Here is an 18,049-nt window from a genome sequence, read left to right as displayed (position 1 = left end):
ACCTACGGGGTCACGCAGCGCTACACCACTTCTGGGGACTTGACCCCTCCATGAGGATCAAGACTCGGTCGTTCGGGCGGTGGGTCCGGTGCCGATGCTGCGCGGGGGGCAGACCGATGGTGCATCGTTTCTTCCGGGCAGCTGCGTTGCCACCAGGCCACCGAGCAGTGCGCATGCGGCGATCAACATGTAGGCCCACTGGAAGCCGATGCCCCCGTACAACGGAATTCCATCGGCCACCGCCTGAATGTTCGCATTGAGTATCACGAACACCACGGTCGTGCCGACCCCCGCCATCAGCGTGCGACTCACTTCGGTGAGGCTGGAGCTGACTACCTGATGTTCGGGTGGCACCGCCGCGATGACGAGGTTCGGGATCGCGGCGCCCGCGAGCCCCACACCGAGATGGGCCAGGCCGGTCGCGGTGAGCACGAGCAGTTCGTCGCCCCGACCGAGGCCCATCGTCAGCGCGCCGACCGCGATGGCGACCGCCGCCGCGACCATGTGCGCCTTCGCTCCGAGTCGCCGTACGGTGAGCCCGACGATCAACCCGCCGACGACGATGCCGATTCCGTTGATCACGCCGAAGATCGCGAACTCACTGGCCGTCATGCCGAATCCATAGTCGCCGCCGGTCTCGCGAGGTGTCATCGCCATGATCGCGAGGATCGAACTGGCCGTGGTGCCGACGCCGTAAACCAGGCCCGAGGCGAGCACCGTGTACAGCAGCGCCGGACGTCGCAATTGCTGCAGATCGACCAGCGGCTCGGGGACGTGGCCCGCCTGCACGATCCAGGCCGAGAACAGCGCGCACCCGACTGCCAGCAGACCGAGGGTTCCGGGGCTGGTCCAGCCCCACTGCGGCGCCGAGCTCACCGCGACCAGAACGGCAGCGACCGAGCTGCCCAGCAAGAACGCACCTACCAGATCGGGACGCGAATCCGTCGACCGCACCAGGCATTCCGGAACCACGAGCAGTGCGGCGACCGCCAGTATCGCCGTGAGGACGGTGACGAACCAGAAGGCGCCAGCGACTCCGTGATTGTCGATGAGCCAACCCGCGAGGAACGGCTGCAGCACGACGACGATACCGGTGCCGGTCACGGTGACACTGACCGCGAACGGCACGATCTTCTCCGGGAAGACATCCCGAATCAGCGAATAGGAGAGGAAGGCGACCGAGAAGATCGCACCCTGCAGCGCCCGCCCGAGGAGGAACATCGGGAAGCTCGACGCGACCGCGGACAGCAGGGAGCCTACGAGAGTGATGGCGAGCACGATCATCAACAGGCGCTTCTTGCCGTACATGTCCGCGAGCTTGCCTACCAATGGCATCGCGATGCTCGCGGTGAGGAACGCGATCGTCATGGTCCAGCCGGCCTGTGCCGTCGCGTACTGGGCCGAGATGGCAGGCAATGCGGTACCCGCGAGGACCGCGGACACCGGGATGATCTCGCTGACGAGAATCAGGAGGATCAGAATCGCGACCAACCGGGGCGTCCACCGATGGGTGTCCTCCGCGACGGCGGCGGTGCCGCCCTCCGGCGCCCCGCCGTCGACGGTGCGCGTCACTGCGGGAGACCCTTCGCTCCCGCCGGCGGCGGCGTGTACCGGTGGCCCCACACCGCGCCCTCGGTGATCCGGTAGGTCGGGGCCGCGTCTTCGATTCGCTCACCACCCCATCCGATCTCGGTGGCGTGACCCTCGGGGGAATAGGTGTAGAACGAGAGCATCCGGTCGTTGGTGTGCTTGCCCAGCGACTGCATCATAGGAACTCCGAGATCGTGGGCGCGATCGAGAGCCTTGCCCACGTCGTCGAGGTCGACGGTCTCCACCATGAAGTGCAGCAGCGCAGGGCCCGCGGCAGGATTGAGTCCGAGCGTGTGCTGGCGCACGTTGCAGCCGAGGAAGTAGCTGGTGCCGCCGGGCAACGCGAGCGAGTTGCGTTCGGCGAATCCCAGTACGCCTACGTAGAATTCGTAGGCCGCTTCGGTGTCGACACAGTTGAGGATGACGTGTCCCATGCCCTGATCGCCGGTGACGAAGCCGGACACGTGCGGAAGCTCCACACGCCGATGGCTCAGCACCGGCCCGTAGAACAGTTCCACACGGTTGCCGGACGGGTCGTCGAATGTGGCGAAGCCCGTGACCTGCCGCAGCGCACACTCCTCGGGGGTGCCGGCACGGGTTTCGATGCCCGCGGCCTCGACCCGGGACACCAGATCCTTCAGGTCGGAGCGGTTGAGGACCTCGAAGCCGACGGCCTCGAGTCCCGGCGTGGCAGATTCGGTGACGACCAGGCGCGGCGGGTAGTGGTCCATGCGGTAGTGCAGTGAGTCCGGCAACGGGCCGTCGACCGGCATCATGCCGATGAAATCGCGGACGAAGGTATTCCACCGCTCCGCCGACTCGACGTTGAGCCGTAGGTATCCCAGTGACAGAACAGGCATTGTGTACTCCTCGAGATCAGTAGAGATTGCCGGGTTCGCCGGTGAGCATGTACCGGCCGTACTCGAAATTGACGATGTCCGGCAGGTTGATGGCGTGATGCTGGCCGGCGTGGACGTCGCGCCAGACGGATTGCAGGGCACTCGACAGCGCGATCGACCGTGGACCACCCACCTGGTAGGCCTTGTCCGCCGCCGAGACCGCGAGCCCGACGGCCGCGATGTGATCGCGTTTGGTGCGCTGACGCATCGCCATCGAGACCGGCTCACCGCGTTCGACGGCGCCGAAGGCGTCGGCGAGGTCGGACTGCAGGATCCGGTACGCGGTGTCGACCTCGAAGTCTGCCTCGGTCAGGCGTGCGAGTGTGGCCGCGTGCGGCATCTTGGACGCGTCGGTCATCAAGCGGGACTTGTGGATCGAGACAGCTTCGTCGATCACTCGGCGGGCCATGCCGATCAACGGCACTGCGACGGCGTTGACGAACAGGGTGTACCAGGGCAACCGGAAGAGTCCGGCGGTGTTCACCTCATTCCCGGGATAGCGCTCCGCATAGAGGTCGACGACGTCGTGCGTGCGATGTTCGGGCACGAATGCGCCGTCGACGCCGATGTCGTTGCTGCCGGTGCCGGCGAGCCCGGACATGAACCAGACGTCGTCGATGGTGTAGTCGGCGCGGGGGAGCAGCAGATGGATGTGCTGCCCGGTGCGCTTCCCCTGCTCGTCGGTGACCATCGCACCGAGGAAGACCCAGTCGCAGTGGTCGCTGCCCGACGAGAATCCCCACCGCCCGGTCAGTTCGTAGCCGCCCGGCACGATCTTGGCGGTGCCGGCCGGACTGTAGGACGAACTGATCCACGCGTCGGGGTTCTCTCCCCACACGTCCTTCTGTGCCTGATCCGCGAACAGACCCAGGTGCCAGGAGTGGACGCCGACGACACCGGTGACCCAGCCCGCCGAGCTTGACAGCCGCGCGAGCTCGTACATCGCGGTGTTGAAGACCCTCGGATCGGCTTCGAACCCGCCGTAACGCTTGGGTTGGATGAGTCGCATGATGCCCGCGTCGCGCAGGATTTTCGCGGTGTCCGCCGCGAGACGGCGCTCCTCGGTGCACTCCGCCTCGAGTGCCTTCAGGCGGTCGCCTGCGGCGAGGGCGGTGTCCAGTGCGGTGTGTTGGAACTCCATGTGAGGAAACTCCTTCGGTGTCAGAGGGGAATCAACGGGTGAGGAAGTCGGTGGTGAGCGCCTCGAAGTCGTGCTTGCGTTCGATCTGGGCCCAGTGGCCGCACTCGCCGAGGATGTGCAGGTCCGCCTTGGGCATGCGGCGGAGCGCGAACAGGGCGCCGTCCGGCTGCAGCATGCGGTCGTCGCGGCCCCACGTGACCAGGGTCCGGTGTGGGATCTCGTCCGTGCGTGCCCACAACGGCGCCTTGCCGGGCAGTGCCAGCGACGCCATGACCGCGCGCATCCGCTCGATAGCCCCGGGAGCGGTGGCGTTGTTCCAGCGTTCGTCGAGCAACTGCGGTGTGATCGTCGCCGGGTCGTAGACCATCGAGTGGACCCAGGCCTCGAGCGCCTCACGGGTGGGGTCGACGAGGAACGCGTTCAGACATCGGGCGCCCTCGCTCATCATCGGTCCGAGCAGCGGCGCGTACAGGCCGCCGGGGCCCATCAACACCAGGCGCTCGACGCGTTCGGGTGCGAGCGCCGCCGTCTCGAGCGCAACCCATCCGCCCATGGAATTGCCGAGAAGGTGGGCCTTTTCGATACCGAGGTCGTCGAGCAACCTGATCATCGACTCCGCGGCGAGTTCGGGGTACGGGCGGTCGTACTCGATATCCGGACTCGCACCGAAACCGGGCATGTCGACGACGATGGTGCGGAAGTTGCGCGCGAAGACCGGCAGGTTCTTGGAGAAGTTGGACCAGCCGGAGACTCCCGGGCCCGACCCGTGCAACAGCACGAGCGGATGACCGTCCCCGGCCTCGTGAAAGTGCAGGTGGTCGGTGGCTGATGGCTCGGAAGTGGTGGCGTCGTAGTCGAGGGTTTCCATGCTGTCCAATCTCTTTTGCGGGGAGTGCATTTCGTCCGGGTGAGGCCGACGGGGCCCATTGGGGGTGGGCCGATCACGGTGGGCACCGCGGTGTGAGGCGGATCACGAATGAGCATTACGGTAGCGGTTGCCGTCGACCGAATCAATCGATCGATTGGAAAGCCAATCAATTGTTTGATAATCCCGCCACGAAGGCGTTACCGTGGGATCCGGCCGTCATGTGATGGCCGACACGATCATGAGTTCGGGCCCGGGAGGTAACGATGGACAACGCGGTGGCTGCGCGTTACAAACAAGCCGGTTGGTGGGGTACGCGCTCGCTCGGTCAAGTGGTGGCCGACCACGCAAAGAGGATTCCCGCCGCGCCGGCCTTCATCGCGGGTATCGACCGGACGAGTTGGCGCGACTACGACGTCTACGCCGACGCGATCGCGGCAGCACTGGTCGGCGCCGGGATCGAGCCTGGAGAGCGAGTCGGAGTGCTCCTTCCGGACACCGCCGACGTACACGCGGCGCTGGTAGGAACCGAGCGTGCCGGTCTCGTGGCGATGGGCATCGGCGCACGTGCCGGTGACGCCGAGATCACGCACCTGCTCCGCCGTTCCGGTGCGGTCGCGTTGATCACCAGGGCAGACGACCGTGGTCGCGACATCGAGCAGTTGGGGAAGCTCCTGCTCACGGCCGGGTTGTCGGTCCACATACACTTCGTCATCGGGAACGGGCAGGTGCAGACGCTGCGTCGGTTCGATGCCGGGAGCTGGCGTGAGGTCCCTATCGATTTCGCCCCGCACGACCTCGTGCGTCCGCGTGCCCTCGGCCCGGACGATGTCTCGATGCTCAACTCCACCTCGGGGACCACCGGCCTGCCGAAGTGTGTGGTGCAGTTCCAGAATCGCTGGATGCACTTCTCTCAGCTGGCCATCGAGGCCGGCGAACTCGGGCCTGACGACGTTTTCCTCGCAGCTGTCCCTGCCCCCTTCGGATTCGGACTGTGGACGAGCCACTTCGCGCCGACCTTGCTCGGGACACCCGCGGTGTTGTTGCCTCGCTTCTCCGCCGAAGAGATGGTGCGAAAGATCGAGGAAGAACGGGTAACCGTTCTGTTCTGCGTCAGTACGCAATTTCGCATGCTGCTTGCGTCCGATCTGGCGGAACAGGTCGACCTTTCGTCTCTGAGGGTCATGTTCACCGGCGGGGAGGCGGTGCCTTACGCCGATGCAGCGCGATTCGAGGACCGGACCGGCGCCACTGTGCTGCAGTTCTTCGGATCCAACGAGAGTGGCGCGTTCAGCTACACGACGACCAAGGACCCTCGGGAGAAGCGGCTGACGACCGCGGGACGGATAGTGCCGTCGATGACCGTTAGGTTGTACGACGCCGAGGGACGGGACATCACCGCGAGTGGCGGACCGGGACAGCCGGGTGGGACGGGGCCACTTCTGAGTATGGGGTACTACGACGACCCGGCGGCCAACGACGAGCTCTACGCACCGGACGGCTCGTTGCTCATGGGAGACCTGGTCACCATCGACGACAGCGGCTATCTCACGGTTGTCGGCCGCAAGGCGGAAATCATCATCCGGGGAGGGAAGAACATCTCCGCCGCTCATGTGGAGCGGGAAATCGAGACCCACCCGAATGTCGAGATGGCGGTGGCCGTGGGGCTTCCCGACAACGTTTTCGGTGAACGGCTCTGCGCCGTGATCAGCGGAAGTTCCGCTGCCCGGCTGACCCTTCCCGGCCTGAACGCGCATCTGGTCGAGCACGGGATGACCAAGGAGTACCTGCCCGAGTATCTACTCGTCGTCGACGAGATACCTCGATCCTCGGGAGGCAAGCTGGCCAAGGGGCAGGTTCGAGAACTGGCTCTGGCGGCGCTCGCCGCCGGGGAACTCGAGGTTGCGGCGAGCGTCGGCCGCCTCGAGTCGGCGGGCAAAGGTGCGCCAGGATGAATTCATCCGGAACCGCACTCGTTCCCGGTGGGACAGGCTGTCTCGGAGTGGCAGTCGTTGAACGGCTGCTGCGCGACGGCTGGCGCGTGGTGGTGCCGTCTCGTTCCGGGGACGCCGATCGACGACTGGCCGGGCTCGCCGACAGCGAGCTGGAGCTGGTCCGAGCCGACCCGCTGGACGAAGCAGCGGTCGGTCGCGCGGTCGAGGTGGCAGCCTCGCGGCCCGACGCACCACTGCGTGGGTTGGTGAACTTGGTCGGTGGCTTTGCGACGGGCGGACGAGTCCACGAAACCAGCGTCGAGGATTTCGATGCACAGCTACGCCTGAACGTACGCCCGACATTCCTGGCCAGCCGGGCCGCGCTGCCGCACATGATCGCGAACGGTGGCGGGTCGATCGTGTGTATCTCCAGCGCAGCTGCCCGCGCCCCGTTCCCGGGAGCATCCGGCTACATCACCTCGAAGGCTGCACTGCTCGCGTTCGTCGACGTGCTGGCCACCGAGTACCGCGCCGAGGGAGTACGAGTCAACGCCTTGCTGCCCACGGTGATCGACACCCCCGCCAACCGCAATTCGCAACCGAACGCGGACCGGTCCGCGTGGGTGACAACCGACCTGGTAGCCCGGACCGCCGCGTTCCTGGTGTCTGAAGAATCCGTGCCGACGACCGGCGCCCATATACCGGTGTCGGCGATCGGTCGCCACGAGAATTCGACCCGATGAGAGGGAAAGCCGTTGCGGCAGGGTCGCGGCGGCAGTAGGAAGAGCGCACGTCAGTGGGCCGCAATGCTGTATTCGCCAAGGAAAGGATTCTCAATGATCCTGTCAAGCCGCCACCGCGGTGACCGGCACAGTCGGTTGCCAGGTGCGGTTGTCGCGGAGCAGCGCGTAGAGAACGTCCACGCGCCACCGAGCCAGGCAGATCGTGGCCTGGACGGGACGCTTACCTTCGGCACGTTTGCGCTGATAGTAGACGCGAGAGGCGGGATCGCAACGGATCACCGCACGGATCGTTGCTTCGTCGTTGTCGCATCGCCGCGACAGCACCACCGTCCCGGAGGTGTCGAGTACGTATATCCAGTGGTGTTCTTTGCCGACGTCGACTCCTGCCCAGAGTTGCGAACCGGTCATCGGATTTCCTCGTTTTCGCTTGTGTTCCGGCCTGGCCCCGATGGACGCCTCCGCCGGCATTTCCTTGAACAAGCGATCATTCGCAGATCTCACTCAGCGGTCCGAGGTGTCCAGACAGGTCGGGTGGTCAGTCCTTTCAAGCCCCCTCGAGAGTGGGCAAACCTTATGCAGCCTCGCCAGGCCCGCCCGGGTTACAGCTCACCGCAACTCTCACGAAGTAACTGCACCTACGAACTTAGGGAATCCCTGTGACCGAGATCGGCCGGCCGAACCGCGTTGTCAGCTTCACTCGAATGGACGAGTCGACGAAGGAGGACATCGATCTCATCTTCACCGAGTCGAAGAAGTTCCTCAACGATCGCTTGGTCGACACCATGATCGACCTCCTCGACTCCCTCAAAGGACCGACGCTGGGATACCAGGTCGACCGCTATGAGCACTCGCTGCAGACGGCTTCCAGGGCTCTCCGCGAAGGCGCCAGAACAGATCTGGTCGTGGCCGCCCTGCTGCACGACGTCGGCGACGCCATGGCCCCGGCGAATCACGCAGAATTGGCAGCGTCGATCGTCCGTCCATACCTGGATGCGGAATCGACCTGGGTCGTCCAGCACCACGGCATATTCCAGGGTTACCACTACTGGGACCGGCTCGGGCTCGATACCAATGCACGCGAAAAATTCCGTGGCTCTCCCTATTTCGATACCTGTGCCCACTTCTGCGCCGAATGGGATCAGGTGTCCTTCGACCCGGCCTACCCGACACTGCCGATCGATCACTTCCTGCCGATGCTGCGTGAGGTATTCGGCCGCCCGGCATCGGGATTCGGGTCGGAATGACAAGTGGTGCGACCAGTCGACCTCATGCATCTGCAAGGAATCGTGTGCAGATGACCGTGTCGTCGGCACCCACCAGCCGACGACACGGCGGAGAAACACGTCGATCTACTCGTCGGTTCCGAGAATCAGGGCGCTTGTGGGAACGCCGGTACCTGCAGTTACCAACACATTCTCTACTCCGTCGACCTGGTTCACCGACGTCCCGCGAACCTGCCGAACACCTTCCGCGATGCCGTTCATGCCGTGAATGTAGGCCTCACCCAATTGACCTCCGTGCGTATTGATCGGGAGGCTGCCGCCGAGTTCGATTTCACCGTCACGAACAAAATGCTTGGCATCCCCTCGTTCGCAGAAGCCGAATTCTTCGAGTTGGCACAACACGAACGGTGTGAAGTGGTCGTAGAAGATCGCTGTTTGAATGTCCTTCGGGCCCAACCCGGTATCGGACCACAACTGTCTACCCACGACGCCCATCTCGGGCAGGAACCTGTCCTTGTCGGCTCGGTAGTAGCTCGTCATCGAGTGCTGGTCGTATCCCGACCCCTGTGCGGCGGAACGGATGACAGCCGGCTTGGACACGAGGTCGCGTGCCCGTTCCAGACTGGTGATGACGAAAGCTTGACCACCGTCCGACTCCTGGCAGCAGTCCAGAAGATGCAGCGGTTTGGCTATCCACCGCGAGGATTGGTGATCTTTCAATGTGATGGGCGCTTCATAGAACCATGCGTTCGGGTTCGTCGCTGCATGGCGGCGGTCGGCTACCGCGACGCGTCCGAAGTCCTCGCTGGTCGCGCCGGAGACATGCATGTAACGACGAGCCAGCATCGCAACCCACGACGCGGGGGTGACCAGCCCATGGGGGACGTACCAACCGAAGTGCGCCGACCGGGCGTCCGGTGCCAATCCCTCCACGCTCATAGCTCTACCGAAGCGCTTGCCGGATCGTTCATTGAACGCTCTGTAACACAGAACCGTTTCGGCAGCGCCTGTCGCGACTGCCATCGCAGCATGTAGCACGGTACCTGCAGCGGCCCCGCCGCCGTAGTCGACCAGACTGAAGTAGGACAGTTCCTTGCACCCCAATCCGCGAGCCACCTCGATCGTCGGGTTGGTGTCCATCGAGAAGGTCACCATACCGTCGACTTCGTGCGGTGAAATCCCAGCGTCATCGAGAGCCGCTTTGCATGCTTCGAGGGCAAGTTGCAGCTCGGAACGCCCCGATGCTTTGGAGAATTCGGTAGCTCCGATGCCGGCGATCGCTGTCTTGTCGACGATGCTATGCATGTGCAGTCACTTCGCTACTGTCCAGGGCCAGCACGGCAGTTCCCGACACGTGGACCCCTGAGGCGTTTCGACCCTCTATCGACACGCGAGCCGTTCCGTCCTCTGAGAGCTCGTCTATGTGCCCTGTGAATGTCAGGCAGTCGCCGGGAAAGTTCGGTGCTCCGAGGGTGATATCGAGCTTCTTCAATCGCGCTTCGGGACCCGCCCAGTCGGTGATATACCGGCCCACGAGGCCGTTTGTCGTCAGAATGTTCATGAAGATGTCTTTCGTGCCAGCCGCTAGGGCAGCATCGCGGTCGTGGTGAACAGGCTGGAAGTCTCGTGTGGCAATGGCACCGGCGATCACGAGGTACGTCGTAACGGGAACGTCGGAGGCGGGAAGACGATCACCGGCTCGGTAGCTCTTCACGGGAGTACTCCTATTCGGGTTCGATGGCGGATGGCTACGCGCACGGTGACGCCATCGGCAATGTCAACTCGTCGTCTACCGCATGTGCGGTTACCTCGACTTTCATGCCGATCTCGATGTCGTCTTCCGCGATTCCTTCCAGGTTCATCACCAAACGTGGACCCTCGGTGAACTCGATCAAGGCAACGATGTACCCGTCCTGGAAAGGCGGCACAATGGGATGATGCATTACAACGTAGCTGATCAATTCGCCCTCGCCCGACATCTGTCTGGGCGACCAGTCCAACGAGTGGCAGCTGGGACACATGGGCACTGGCGGGTGGCGCAATTCTTCGCATGAGCTGCACCCTTGAACAGAAACCCTCCCGGCCTTCAGTTCGTCGTAGAAGAACCGATTGTCACCATTGATCGGGGGACGAGGTCGGAGCGCATCAATCATCTTCTCTGCCTTGTTCATTGGTGTACCACAATGTTCGGAAACGCATCGAACCGACAAATTGCTCTGTCTGGTTCGTGTAGGTGGTGAGAGTCGTGACAAAATAGCCGGAACCGAGTTTCGTCGACTTCCGCGGTGACAGATGTTCGACCTTCTCGGCACAGGTCAGCACATCGCCCGGAACCAGGTATCGCGCGTACTCCTGCACGCAGTTCACTGCGACCACGTTTGCGAAACCGCCTTCACGTAACAGGCTGTAGACACGTTCTACACCATTGGAAGGCGACGCATCGGTCTCGCCGGGGTTGGGCATGTTCCACACCTGTAGCGCACTGGGCGGAGCCACGACATCGGGGTGCCCTGCTTTTTCCGCCGCTTTGCGGCTCAGATATACCGGATTCCGGTCTCCGAATGCGTCACACAGATGGTGGATCATGGGTCGGTTCACCGGATCCCGCGCAACCGCGATCCGTGCGTCGCCCGACTTGATGATCAGGAGTATTTCCTTTTCCATACGATCTTGGTCCATCATTTCCGCCTCGACTGCGCATAATCGGATGTGTGCAGAGCTGTGAGAAGGTTGGCTCGACTGTTCTTGTCGAAGTCTGCCGATATTCTGTCCACATCTTTCTGTGTCAGAAGTCGATACTGCAGATCTGCGGACGGCCGGTAGTAGATGACATCGTCCACGTACCACAATTCGTTGCGCAACTGCACTTTGTTGATCTTGCGCGTTGCGGTGACGGGAACATCGGTGACGATTCGGACATATTTAGGAGCCCACTTGGTTCCGAGGTCGGGTTGGTCCTCCAGGAACTGAGCAAATTCCCCCGGGTCGAAGCGTCGGGGATCCGCGACTTGCAGTGTCGCCATGACCTGGTCCCCCGTCCGTTCGTCGGGAGCTGGATACACTGCTGCAAGAACAACCTGAGGGTGGCGTGAAAGGATGCGCTCTATCGGCGCAGCCGAAAAGTTCTCGCTGTCGACCCGCAACTTTTCCCCGGCCCTGCCCGCGAAATAGAAGTAGCCGTCCTCGTCGCAGTATCCGAGGTCGCCGGTCAGGAAAATATCTCCTCGGATACGTTCGTCGGCAGCCGAGGGGTTCTTGTAATAGCCCTCGAATTGTCGGGCGCCCGTCAGGTTCGCCATCTCGCCGACGGCCTCGTCTGCATTCAGGAGGCGACCGTTCCGATCGAATCTGGCGCGGGCGCATTCTTCGAGCGTTTCCGGATCGAGGATTGCTGCCCTCATGTCGTCTCGGGGACGTCCTAAGGCATCTTCGGGCGTGTCCGCTGTTCTGATGATCGCGAGACCGCCTTCGCTGGCTCCGTAGCTTTCCGTGGGAACTATTCCGAAGCGACGTTCGAACTCCTCACGGTCGACTTTCGACGCTTCGGTGCCGAATGCGAATTTGAGGAAGGTTTGCTTCTCCTCGGGACGTTCGGGTTGGGACAGGACATACGCAAGAGCGCGGCCGACATAATTGAAGTACGTCGCCTTGAACTTCAGAAGATCGTCGACGAAGCGCGAAGCCGAGAATTTTCGGGCCAGCGCAAATGTTCCGCCGGTGTACAGAGGATTCGACCAACACGCCATGAGTGCGTTGCCGTGAAAGAGTGGCATGGCGTTGTAGGAGACGTCCTCGCGCCCGAGGTTCATGTGCGCACGCGATGCGATGCGCGCAAATCGACCCGTCGAGCAAATTACTGCCTTCGGATTTCCCGTGGATCCGGAAGTGAAGAGTAGCAACAACTGTGTCTGTGGGTCATGTGCTGCAGGAGCATCCGGTATTCCGTGGTCTCGATACGAGTCGAGTCGACTGCTGTACTCCGACGAATCGATCAGGATGATCTTGTCCGGGCGGAGCCCGAGTTCGAGACCCTCCAGGCGTCTTACGAGAACGCTGTCGGTGATGATCATCTCGCAATCGGTGTAGCGGATGTCCGCGGCCAGTTCCTCACCGTTTCGAGTCAGATTGATGCCGACCGCCGTCCCGCCCGCGAAGGCAGCACCGCCTATTGCGAACAGGTAGTCGGGAACGTTCTCGAGCATGATGCCGATATGAAAGGGCCGGTCAGGGTCATGGAGGTTCTGGAACAAATGCGCTCGTCGGCTCGATTCGGCGACGAACTCTCGCCACGACCACTGCGAGTCCTCGAAAAGAAGGGCGGAATGGTCATCCGCCGCTCGCCTCCGTAGCAAGTCCGCCGTGGTCAACGGTGCATCGTGATTCAACAGAACTCCTTTCGTGGCTACCATTCTGGGATCGGTCATCTTCAGATCCCTGCGGTGAGGACGGCACTGAGCTCGTCGAGCAGGGCGGGCGCCGGCCCTGCGACAATGTCGAGTTCTCGAACCCAAAGAAAGAATCGATGGATGTGGTTGTCGACGTCGGCGCCCATACCGCCGTGAAGGTGCTGGGTCGCGTGCACTACACGGACACCACCTTCACGTGCCCACCATGCCGCCACCAGAGCGGCTGTCGCTGCGTCTTCACCCTGGTCGAGTTGCCAGGCTGCGTCCAACATCGTCAACCGGATGGCTTCGGTGTCGATATAGGCGTCGGCCACCCGCATTGCCACCCCTTGATTGGTCGACAAAGGCCGGCCGAACTGTTCCCTGGTAGATGTGTACTCCGCGGTGCGCTTCACTGCCTCTTCGCACAGACCCAACTGGAGCGCCGCGATCCCGGTCAGCAGCCGGGTGCGTATCCACCGTGCCGGGTCTCCGGAGTGTGATCGGCGGCCGACGAGATTGCGATCTTCGACGTGAACAGAGTTGAAGTCTATGGAGGCGTGGATGTTACGGCTCATGCCTTCGAAGCGGTCGATCTCGAGTCCGTCGCACTCGAGGGACAACAGAAATGTTCGAGTGCATTGTGAGTCGTCAGCGAGAACGAGGACGTGTGTGCACGATCCCGCCATGTAGACCTGAGGTAGGCTCCCGTTCAGAACCCAGCCATCGTCATGCCTTTCGGCACGTACGCTGCCCCAGGGATCGGACAAGGCCACTGCGATGCGGGCACTACCGTCCCGGATCGACGGCAGGACCGGGACGTCTACATCACCGAATTCCGCTAGGGAAGACGCGGCGGTGGACGTGGACACGAGGGGGACTCGGCTGAGATGTCTGCCCTGTTGTTCCAGCACAATCGCCAGTCCTACCGTGCCCAGGCCACCGCCGCCGATCTCGGCGGGCAGGGCGACATCCAGCAGCCCCGTGTCGATCAAACGAGTCCATAGTTCGCTGTCGAACGCCTGGCCGGCGCGTTCGAGTTCTGCAACCCGCTTGTCGGTGCTGTGCTTCGCGAACACCGAAACTGCGAGCTCATGAACGATCTGTTGTTGGTCGTCGAACGAGAAGTCCATGCTGCGCCCGGTCATCGAGTCCTCCGTGCCATGCCAAGTCGGTTCCATGCAACGATTTCTCGTTGAATCTCTGCTACGCCTCCGCCGAATGTGTTGATCTGTGAAGAGAGATTCAATAGAGCGAGTCGTCCGGAGTCGCTCCGCCATGGTTGCTCCGTGATGCGCATCGCGGTCGAGCCACGCACTTCGAGTAGCATGCGATAGACGTCGACTGCGGTTTCGGTGGCAAACACTTTGGCGGCGGATGCGTCTCCGGGAAGTGCAGATCGATCTCCGGTCGCGTCCACGAGTTGCCAGTTCAGCAATTGCATGGCCCGTACTCGGGCATACGCTTCCGCAAGCTTGGTTGCGACCCAGGGGAGTTCGATCACCGCGCGTTCGTCCGGCGACTTTGCGCATCGGGCCCATTCAATGGTGTCCTCGAGCATCCCTTCGCACGTGCCGCTGAGTGCTGCGAGACCGATGCGCTCGTGATTCAGTTGGGTAGTGATCATTTCCCAGCCGCGGTTCTCCTGGCCCACGACGTTCGTGACCGGAACCCGTACATTGTCGTAATAGGTCGCGGTCGTCGTCCCTCCGCCGACCGTGTGTATCGGCGTTGCCGAGAACCCGTTCGAACTGGTCGGTACGAGGATCAACGAAATGCCCTTGTGTTTGGGCGCTTCCGGGTCGGTGCGGGCTGCAAGCCAGATCCAGTCGGCGCCGTCGGCTCCGGACGTGAACACCTTGTTCCCATTGATGACGTACTCGTCACCGTCGCGAACTGCGCGTGTGCGCAACGATGCCAGGTCGGTGCCGGCGGCCGGTTCCGTGTAACCGATAGCAAATATCAGTTCTCCGCGAAGAATTCGGGGAAGAAAGTACTCTTTCTGGTCCTCCGAACCCTTGGCCATGAGTGTCGGGGCTACCGTGGTGAGCGTGACCATCGGTAGCGGTGCTCCGGCGCGATATGCCTCGTCGAAGAGGACATATTGCGCGTCCGGCCCTTTGCCCTGACCGCCGAAGCCCGTCGGCCATCCGATACCGAGCCAGCCGTCGCTGCCCATCTGCCGCAATACCCGGCTGCGGGTCGGGCCACCGGCCGCGCCTTCCGTCCGGAGTTCGGCACGGACCTCGTCTGTGAGTAGGAGATCGAAGTACCGGCGAAGCTCCTGGCGCAGCTTGTCGGTCTTCTCCGACATTCGTAGATACACCCGCTGCCTCCTTCCTGTCGTGAGCCCGGCCCCCACGCTGCGGCGGTGGGGTGATCGCGGTGTGTGCCCAGGCTAACGACTATTCGATGCACATACAAGACTTGTAGATGCAACAGTTGCAGAGAGCCACTATGGGGAGCGCATGCAGTAGAATGGCACGCAAGAGGCGTGGGAGTCGACGTGTTGAGGAGATACGAGAATGCCTGTTCCGCCGAACTCCGAGGAGCTCGTGCCCGATCGGATCACCACGCCGGTATGGGGCGACTTGCAGTCCGAGAGTGAACCCGCGGTTATCGGAGACCGCTTGATCGACGTGACCCGCCGTTTTCTGCATACGAAGCGGCGGGAGTGGAACCAGACAAAGTTGTACACGGTGGATGGTCAGGGACTCGGCGTCGCACAGATCGACGCTCTGGAAGTGGTGGCTCAACACGGCGAGATGCACATGAATCAGCTTGCCGCGAAGCTGAGACTCGACCCCTCGACAGTCACACGCGCAATCAACCCTCTGGTTGAGATGCAGCTCCTCGAGCGCTATACCGATCCCGCCAACCGCAGGTACGTCGTCCTTCGATGTACCCCGAGCGGAGAGGCGGCCGTCGGGCGCTTCGTCGAGGAGCGCCGGCGTGTGATGCGAGAAACGCTGGACCCGATGGACCCTGCTCGCCGCCTATTGCTCGTCGAGCTTTTCGAGGAGTACACGGCTCTTCTCGAGCAAAGTCAGGCGAAGAGAGAAGATGCGGCCGGCTGATCGATTGCGAATTGTCCTGTCGTGCCAGTGCCGGCAGTACTCATGGGGTAGATGCGGTCGGCTCGCAGAGTCAGTCGGGCGGCCGCAACGGTCTGCGTGCTCATGAGGTGGAGGGCGAACTACCCGGGGTTGCAGGCATCTTCTCGACGAGAAGGCCGCGCTCGGGTAGTCGTGTGTCACTACCCGAGCGCGGCCCGCTCGGCAAAGGGCGCGTGATCAACCATCGAGGTAGGCAGGAGACCGGGCGTCCTTGCGTCACCTACGAAAGCAGAATCATTCTCTGCAGCGGTACATCTCGAATGTCAGGCCCGGATTGCCCCATCGTCCGTCAGATCCCGAGGGAATGTTCGAGATCAGTCGCGGATGAACGCCTTGTCGAACAACATGATGTGGTCGATCGACGGATTCATTCGAAAGACGTTCGGGGACCACGCAACGTAGGTACTGCTGGCTCCCCATGCGAGGAACGGTTGTTTCTCGTTCACATACGTCTGGATGTCGTTGATTGCCTGCTTCTTCGTCTCGGCATCCGGAGCGGACAGTAGCGCAGCGAGGAGGCTGTCGGCCTTCGGGTCTGCAAGACCCACAAGGTTGTTCGCCTTGCTGTGCATCGCATTGAACATGCGGATCTCGGGGTCGATGTCGGAGGCATTGTATGCGCCGTGCGCAAGGTCGAAGTCACGGTCGACGTAGACACGCCGGATCATGTCCGGTGCGCTGTTGGTGTACTCGATCGAGGTGTCGAATCCGACCGAATTGAGTTGTGCCTGTATAGCCAATGCGAGCTTCTGGGCATCGGGGTCGTTGATGCTGACGTAGGTGACTTTGCCGTCGAATCCATCCTTCTTCGCCTGGTCGACCAGTTGCTCGGCCCTGGCGGCTTCGGGCGTGACGCCGGTTTCCGCGCCGTGCCATTGCGACCACGGCTGGAACAGGTCGGTACCGGGCATGCCTTGTCCGTCCCGGGCTCGCTGGTTGAGGACTGTGGGGTCGAGGGCATAGGCCATCGCCTGACGTACCCGTCGATCCGCGCCGGGACGCCCTGGTGCTTGGTTGATCTGTCCGATCATCGCTTGGCTGTGAGCCTCGATGAATCCGGGAAACTCTTCCTTCGCGGCATTGACGGTGGCGGCGTTCCGGAGGTAGATCGCCTGTACGCCACCGGTCCTCAGTGTCTCGATTTTTGCCTGCTCACCGGCAACGGCGACAAACTTCAGACCGTCGAGATTGGGTTCCCCACCCCAGTAGTCGGGCCGGGCTTTCAATTCGAGTTCTTGCTGGGGTAGTAGTTTGACAACGCTGAAGGGTCCGGCGCCGATAGGCGTGAAGGTGTCACCCTGCTGTGCGGAAGGCGCCACGATCATGCCGTGCCCGTAGCAAAGGATGGCGGGAAAGTTGGACCATGCTCTGTTCAGCTTGAACTCGACGTTGCTGGAGTCCTTCGCGGTGACGCTCTGGACGATCTCGGTGAACAGCTGTGAGTAGAGTCCTCGATTGTCGTTGTATCGCTCGATGCTGGCAACCACCGCGTCGGCATCGAAAGGTGTACCGTCGCTGAACCGTACGTCGGGCCGCAACGTCAAGGTCCATGTCGACCGATCTGCGCTCTCTTCGAGAGACTGCGCGATCTGAGGCACGAACGTTTGCGAATCCGCGTCGTATCGCATGAGCACGTCGTAAACGGCTGCCATTTCGGTGCCCCCGGTGGGGCCCGCTCCCTGAGTCTTCGCTGGGTCCAGGTTGGTGACAGGGGAGTACGAGGCGAAGCTCAGCGTTCCACCCTTGGTGGGTGTCCCCGGATCGCCTTGGTCGCCCACGACTCCACGCGGCACCGAGGTGGAGTCCGCTTGTCCGCTCTGGTCGTCTTCGCCCGCGGTCGTGTTGGCGCAACCCGCCAGGACGACGGCGGTCACCGCCATGGTCGACAGGAGCCTGCCGAACCTCGAGTATTTGATCGTCACTGATTGCCTCCATGCTCTTGGAACACTGCTCGTCGGTGCGAAAGGTGGTACGCCCAGCTAGGAGAAGCCGCCTGCGTGCGGACCGGACCGTCGTCACCGGGTTGGTGCGTGTGTTGCGTTACCCGGCTGTCGAGGGCAATACTTCGCGCGCAGAGAAAGATTGAGCTGACGGGTAGTGGCGCGCGTGGCCTGACCGCGTCAGTGGTCTCTACTTCTGCCGCTCTGCCGGCC

At 62.6% G+C, this 18,049-nt stretch carries 16 protein-coding genes and 2 pseudogenes; 4 read left to right on the top strand and 14 right to left on the bottom strand.

The annotated features are described in order from the left end of the window. Window positions 1–57 precede the first annotated feature (57 nt). The 4 genes from AC0LPE_RS21950 to AC0LPE_RS21935 are packed head-to-tail and all read right to left on the bottom strand — an operon-like array spanning window position 58 to window position 4,498. Window positions 58–1,572 carry an MFS transporter gene (locus tag AC0LPE_RS21950; protein WP_490605226.1) on the bottom strand — a complete coding sequence of 505 codons (1,515 nt, stop codon included), beginning with the start codon at window positions 1,570–1,572 and terminating at the stop codon, window positions 58–60. Beyond that, entirely contained in the window at window positions 1,569–2,450 is an 882-nt protein-coding gene (locus tag AC0LPE_RS21945) for a VOC family protein (RefSeq protein ID WP_443208829.1), read from the bottom strand. Before AC0LPE_RS21945 ends, AC0LPE_RS21950 begins: the two co-directional genes overlap by 4 nt. A gap of 16 nt (window positions 2,451–2,466) precedes the next feature. Next, window positions 2,467–3,630: an acyl-CoA dehydrogenase family protein gene (locus tag AC0LPE_RS21940; protein WP_160874579.1), complete on the bottom strand. Its 1,164-nt coding sequence runs from the start codon at window positions 3,628–3,630 to the stop codon at window positions 2,467–2,469. 31 nt (window positions 3,631–3,661) lie between these two features. Beyond that, window positions 3,662–4,498 carry an alpha/beta fold hydrolase gene (locus tag AC0LPE_RS21935; protein ID WP_443208830.1) on the bottom strand — a complete coding sequence of 279 codons (837 nt, stop codon included), beginning with the start codon at window positions 4,496–4,498 and terminating at the stop codon, window positions 3,662–3,664. A gap of 263 nt (window positions 4,499–4,761) precedes the next feature. On the opposite strand from AC0LPE_RS21935, the gene AC0LPE_RS21930 reads away from it, so the two are divergent. Together AC0LPE_RS21930 and AC0LPE_RS21925 are read left to right on the top strand one after the other, a co-directional pair. Continuing rightward, window positions 4,762–6,450 carry a class I adenylate-forming enzyme family protein gene (locus AC0LPE_RS21930; protein WP_443208831.1) on the top strand — a complete coding sequence of 563 codons (1,689 nt, stop codon included), beginning with the start codon at window positions 4,762–4,764 and terminating at the stop codon, window positions 6,448–6,450. Continuing rightward, on the top strand, window positions 6,447–7,172 hold the full coding sequence (locus AC0LPE_RS21925; RefSeq protein ID WP_160874573.1) for an SDR family NAD(P)-dependent oxidoreductase: 726 nt from the start codon (window positions 6,447–6,449) through the stop codon (window positions 7,170–7,172). The genes AC0LPE_RS21930 and AC0LPE_RS21925 overlap by 4 nt, the downstream gene beginning before the upstream one ends. 102 nt (window positions 7,173–7,274) lie before the next feature. Here AC0LPE_RS21925 and AC0LPE_RS21920 read toward each other — a convergent pair. Together AC0LPE_RS21920 and AC0LPE_RS21915 are read right to left on the bottom strand one after the other, a co-directional pair. Then, window positions 7,275–7,449, bottom strand: a pseudogene (locus tag AC0LPE_RS21920) (IS110 family transposase); the annotation flags it as partial. A gap of 47 nt (window positions 7,450–7,496) precedes the next feature. After that, a pseudogene (locus AC0LPE_RS21915) lies at window positions 7,497–7,580 on the bottom strand (hypothetical protein); the annotation flags it as partial. A 248-nt stretch (window positions 7,581–7,828) separates the two neighbouring features. Between AC0LPE_RS21915 and AC0LPE_RS21910 the strand changes: the two are divergent. Then, a complete protein-coding gene (locus AC0LPE_RS21910) occupies window positions 7,829–8,416 on the top strand; it encodes an HD domain-containing protein (protein WP_337200005.1) in 588 nt (195 codons plus the stop codon). A gap of 105 nt (window positions 8,417–8,521) precedes the next feature. Here the strand turns inward: AC0LPE_RS21910 and AC0LPE_RS21905 are convergent, their stop codons facing one another. The 7 genes from AC0LPE_RS21905 to AC0LPE_RS21875 are packed head-to-tail and all read right to left on the bottom strand — an operon-like array spanning window position 8,522 to window position 15,106. Continuing rightward, window positions 8,522–9,700 carry a lipid-transfer protein gene (locus tag AC0LPE_RS21905; protein WP_160874571.1) on the bottom strand — a complete coding sequence of 393 codons (1,179 nt, stop codon included), beginning with the start codon at window positions 9,698–9,700 and terminating at the stop codon, window positions 8,522–8,524. Continuing rightward, window positions 9,693–10,109, bottom strand: a complete 417-nt coding sequence (locus tag AC0LPE_RS21900; protein ID WP_160874569.1) for a MaoC family dehydratase — start codon at window positions 10,107–10,109, stop codon at window positions 9,693–9,695. The genes AC0LPE_RS21905 and AC0LPE_RS21900 overlap by 8 nt, the downstream gene beginning before the upstream one ends. 34 nt (window positions 10,110–10,143) lie before the next feature. Then, window positions 10,144–10,566 carry a Zn-ribbon domain-containing OB-fold protein gene (locus AC0LPE_RS21895; protein ID WP_160874567.1) on the bottom strand — a complete coding sequence of 141 codons (423 nt, stop codon included), beginning with the start codon at window positions 10,564–10,566 and terminating at the stop codon, window positions 10,144–10,146. Beyond that, a complete protein-coding gene (locus tag AC0LPE_RS21890; protein ID WP_230824692.1) occupies window positions 10,541–11,077 on the bottom strand; it encodes an FAS1-like dehydratase domain-containing protein in 537 nt (178 codons plus the stop codon). Before AC0LPE_RS21890 ends, AC0LPE_RS21895 begins: the two co-directional genes overlap by 26 nt. Then, entirely contained in the window at window positions 11,074–12,819 is a 1,746-nt protein-coding gene (locus AC0LPE_RS21885; RefSeq protein WP_230824690.1) for an AMP-binding protein, read from the bottom strand. Before AC0LPE_RS21885 ends, AC0LPE_RS21890 begins: the two co-directional genes overlap by 4 nt. A gap of 2 nt (window positions 12,820–12,821) precedes the next feature. Then, on the bottom strand, window positions 12,822–13,928 hold the full coding sequence (locus AC0LPE_RS21880) for an acyl-CoA dehydrogenase family protein (protein WP_490605225.1): 1,107 nt from the start codon (window positions 13,926–13,928) through the stop codon (window positions 12,822–12,824). Beyond that, window positions 13,925–15,106 carry an acyl-CoA dehydrogenase family protein gene (locus AC0LPE_RS21875; protein WP_230824688.1) on the bottom strand — a complete coding sequence of 394 codons (1,182 nt, stop codon included), beginning with the start codon at window positions 15,104–15,106 and terminating at the stop codon, window positions 13,925–13,927. The genes AC0LPE_RS21880 and AC0LPE_RS21875 overlap by 4 nt, the downstream gene beginning before the upstream one ends. A gap of 199 nt (window positions 15,107–15,305) precedes the next feature. Here AC0LPE_RS21875 and AC0LPE_RS21870 point away from each other — a divergent pair, with 199 nt between their 5' ends. Next, window positions 15,306–15,857, top strand: coding sequence for a MarR family winged helix-turn-helix transcriptional regulator (locus AC0LPE_RS21870; RefSeq protein ID WP_230824686.1), 552 nt, complete (start codon window positions 15,306–15,308; stop codon window positions 15,855–15,857). A 353-nt stretch (window positions 15,858–16,210) separates the two neighbouring features. On the opposite strand, the gene AC0LPE_RS21865 is transcribed toward AC0LPE_RS21870, so the two are convergent. Further along, window positions 16,211–17,818, bottom strand: coding sequence for an ABC transporter substrate-binding protein (locus AC0LPE_RS21865; RefSeq protein ID WP_490605224.1), 1,608 nt, complete (start codon window positions 17,816–17,818; stop codon window positions 16,211–16,213). Between the last annotated feature and the right edge of the window lie 231 nt (window positions 17,819–18,049).

The organism is Rhodococcus sp. S3, from assembly GCF_058211795.1.
This window is presented reverse-complemented; position numbering and strand designations above follow the sequence as displayed.

What these genes read in the sequence shown, in the direction of transcription:
- AC0LPE_RS21945 (WP_443208829.1), bottom strand. Translation starts at nt 2,450, where the DNA reads ATGCCTGTTCTGTCACTGGGATACCTACGGCTCAACGTCGAGTCGGCG.
- AC0LPE_RS21935 (WP_443208830.1), bottom strand. Translation starts at nt 4,498, where the DNA reads ATGGAAACCCTCGACTACGACGCCACCACTTCCGAGCCATCAGCCACC.
- AC0LPE_RS21890 (WP_230824692.1), bottom strand. Translation starts at nt 11,077, where the DNA reads ATGATGGACCAAGATCGTATGGAAAAGGAAATACTCCTGATCATCAAG.
- AC0LPE_RS21870 (WP_230824686.1), top strand. Translation starts at nt 15,306, where the DNA reads ATGCCTGTTCCGCCGAACTCCGAGGAGCTCGTGCCCGATCGGATCACC.
- AC0LPE_RS21940 (WP_160874579.1), bottom strand. Translation starts at nt 3,630, where the DNA reads ATGGAGTTCCAACACACCGCACTGGACACCGCCCTCGCCGCAGGCGAC.
- AC0LPE_RS21925 (WP_160874573.1), top strand. Translation starts at nt 6,447, where the DNA reads ATGAATTCATCCGGAACCGCACTCGTTCCCGGTGGGACAGGCTGTCTC.
- AC0LPE_RS21895 (WP_160874567.1), bottom strand. Translation starts at nt 10,566, where the DNA reads ATGAACAAGGCAGAGAAGATGATTGATGCGCTCCGACCTCGTCCCCCG.
- AC0LPE_RS21905 (WP_160874571.1), bottom strand. Translation starts at nt 9,700, where the DNA reads ATGCATAGCATCGTCGACAAGACAGCGATCGCCGGCATCGGAGCTACC.
- AC0LPE_RS21930 (WP_443208831.1), top strand. Translation starts at nt 4,762, where the DNA reads ATGGACAACGCGGTGGCTGCGCGTTACAAACAAGCCGGTTGGTGGGGT.
- AC0LPE_RS21880 (WP_490605225.1), bottom strand. Translation starts at nt 13,928, where the DNA reads ATGACCGGGCGCAGCATGGACTTCTCGTTCGACGACCAACAACAGATC.
- AC0LPE_RS21885 (WP_230824690.1), bottom strand. Translation starts at nt 12,819, where the DNA reads ATGACCGATCCCAGAATGGTAGCCACGAAAGGAGTTCTGTTGAATCAC.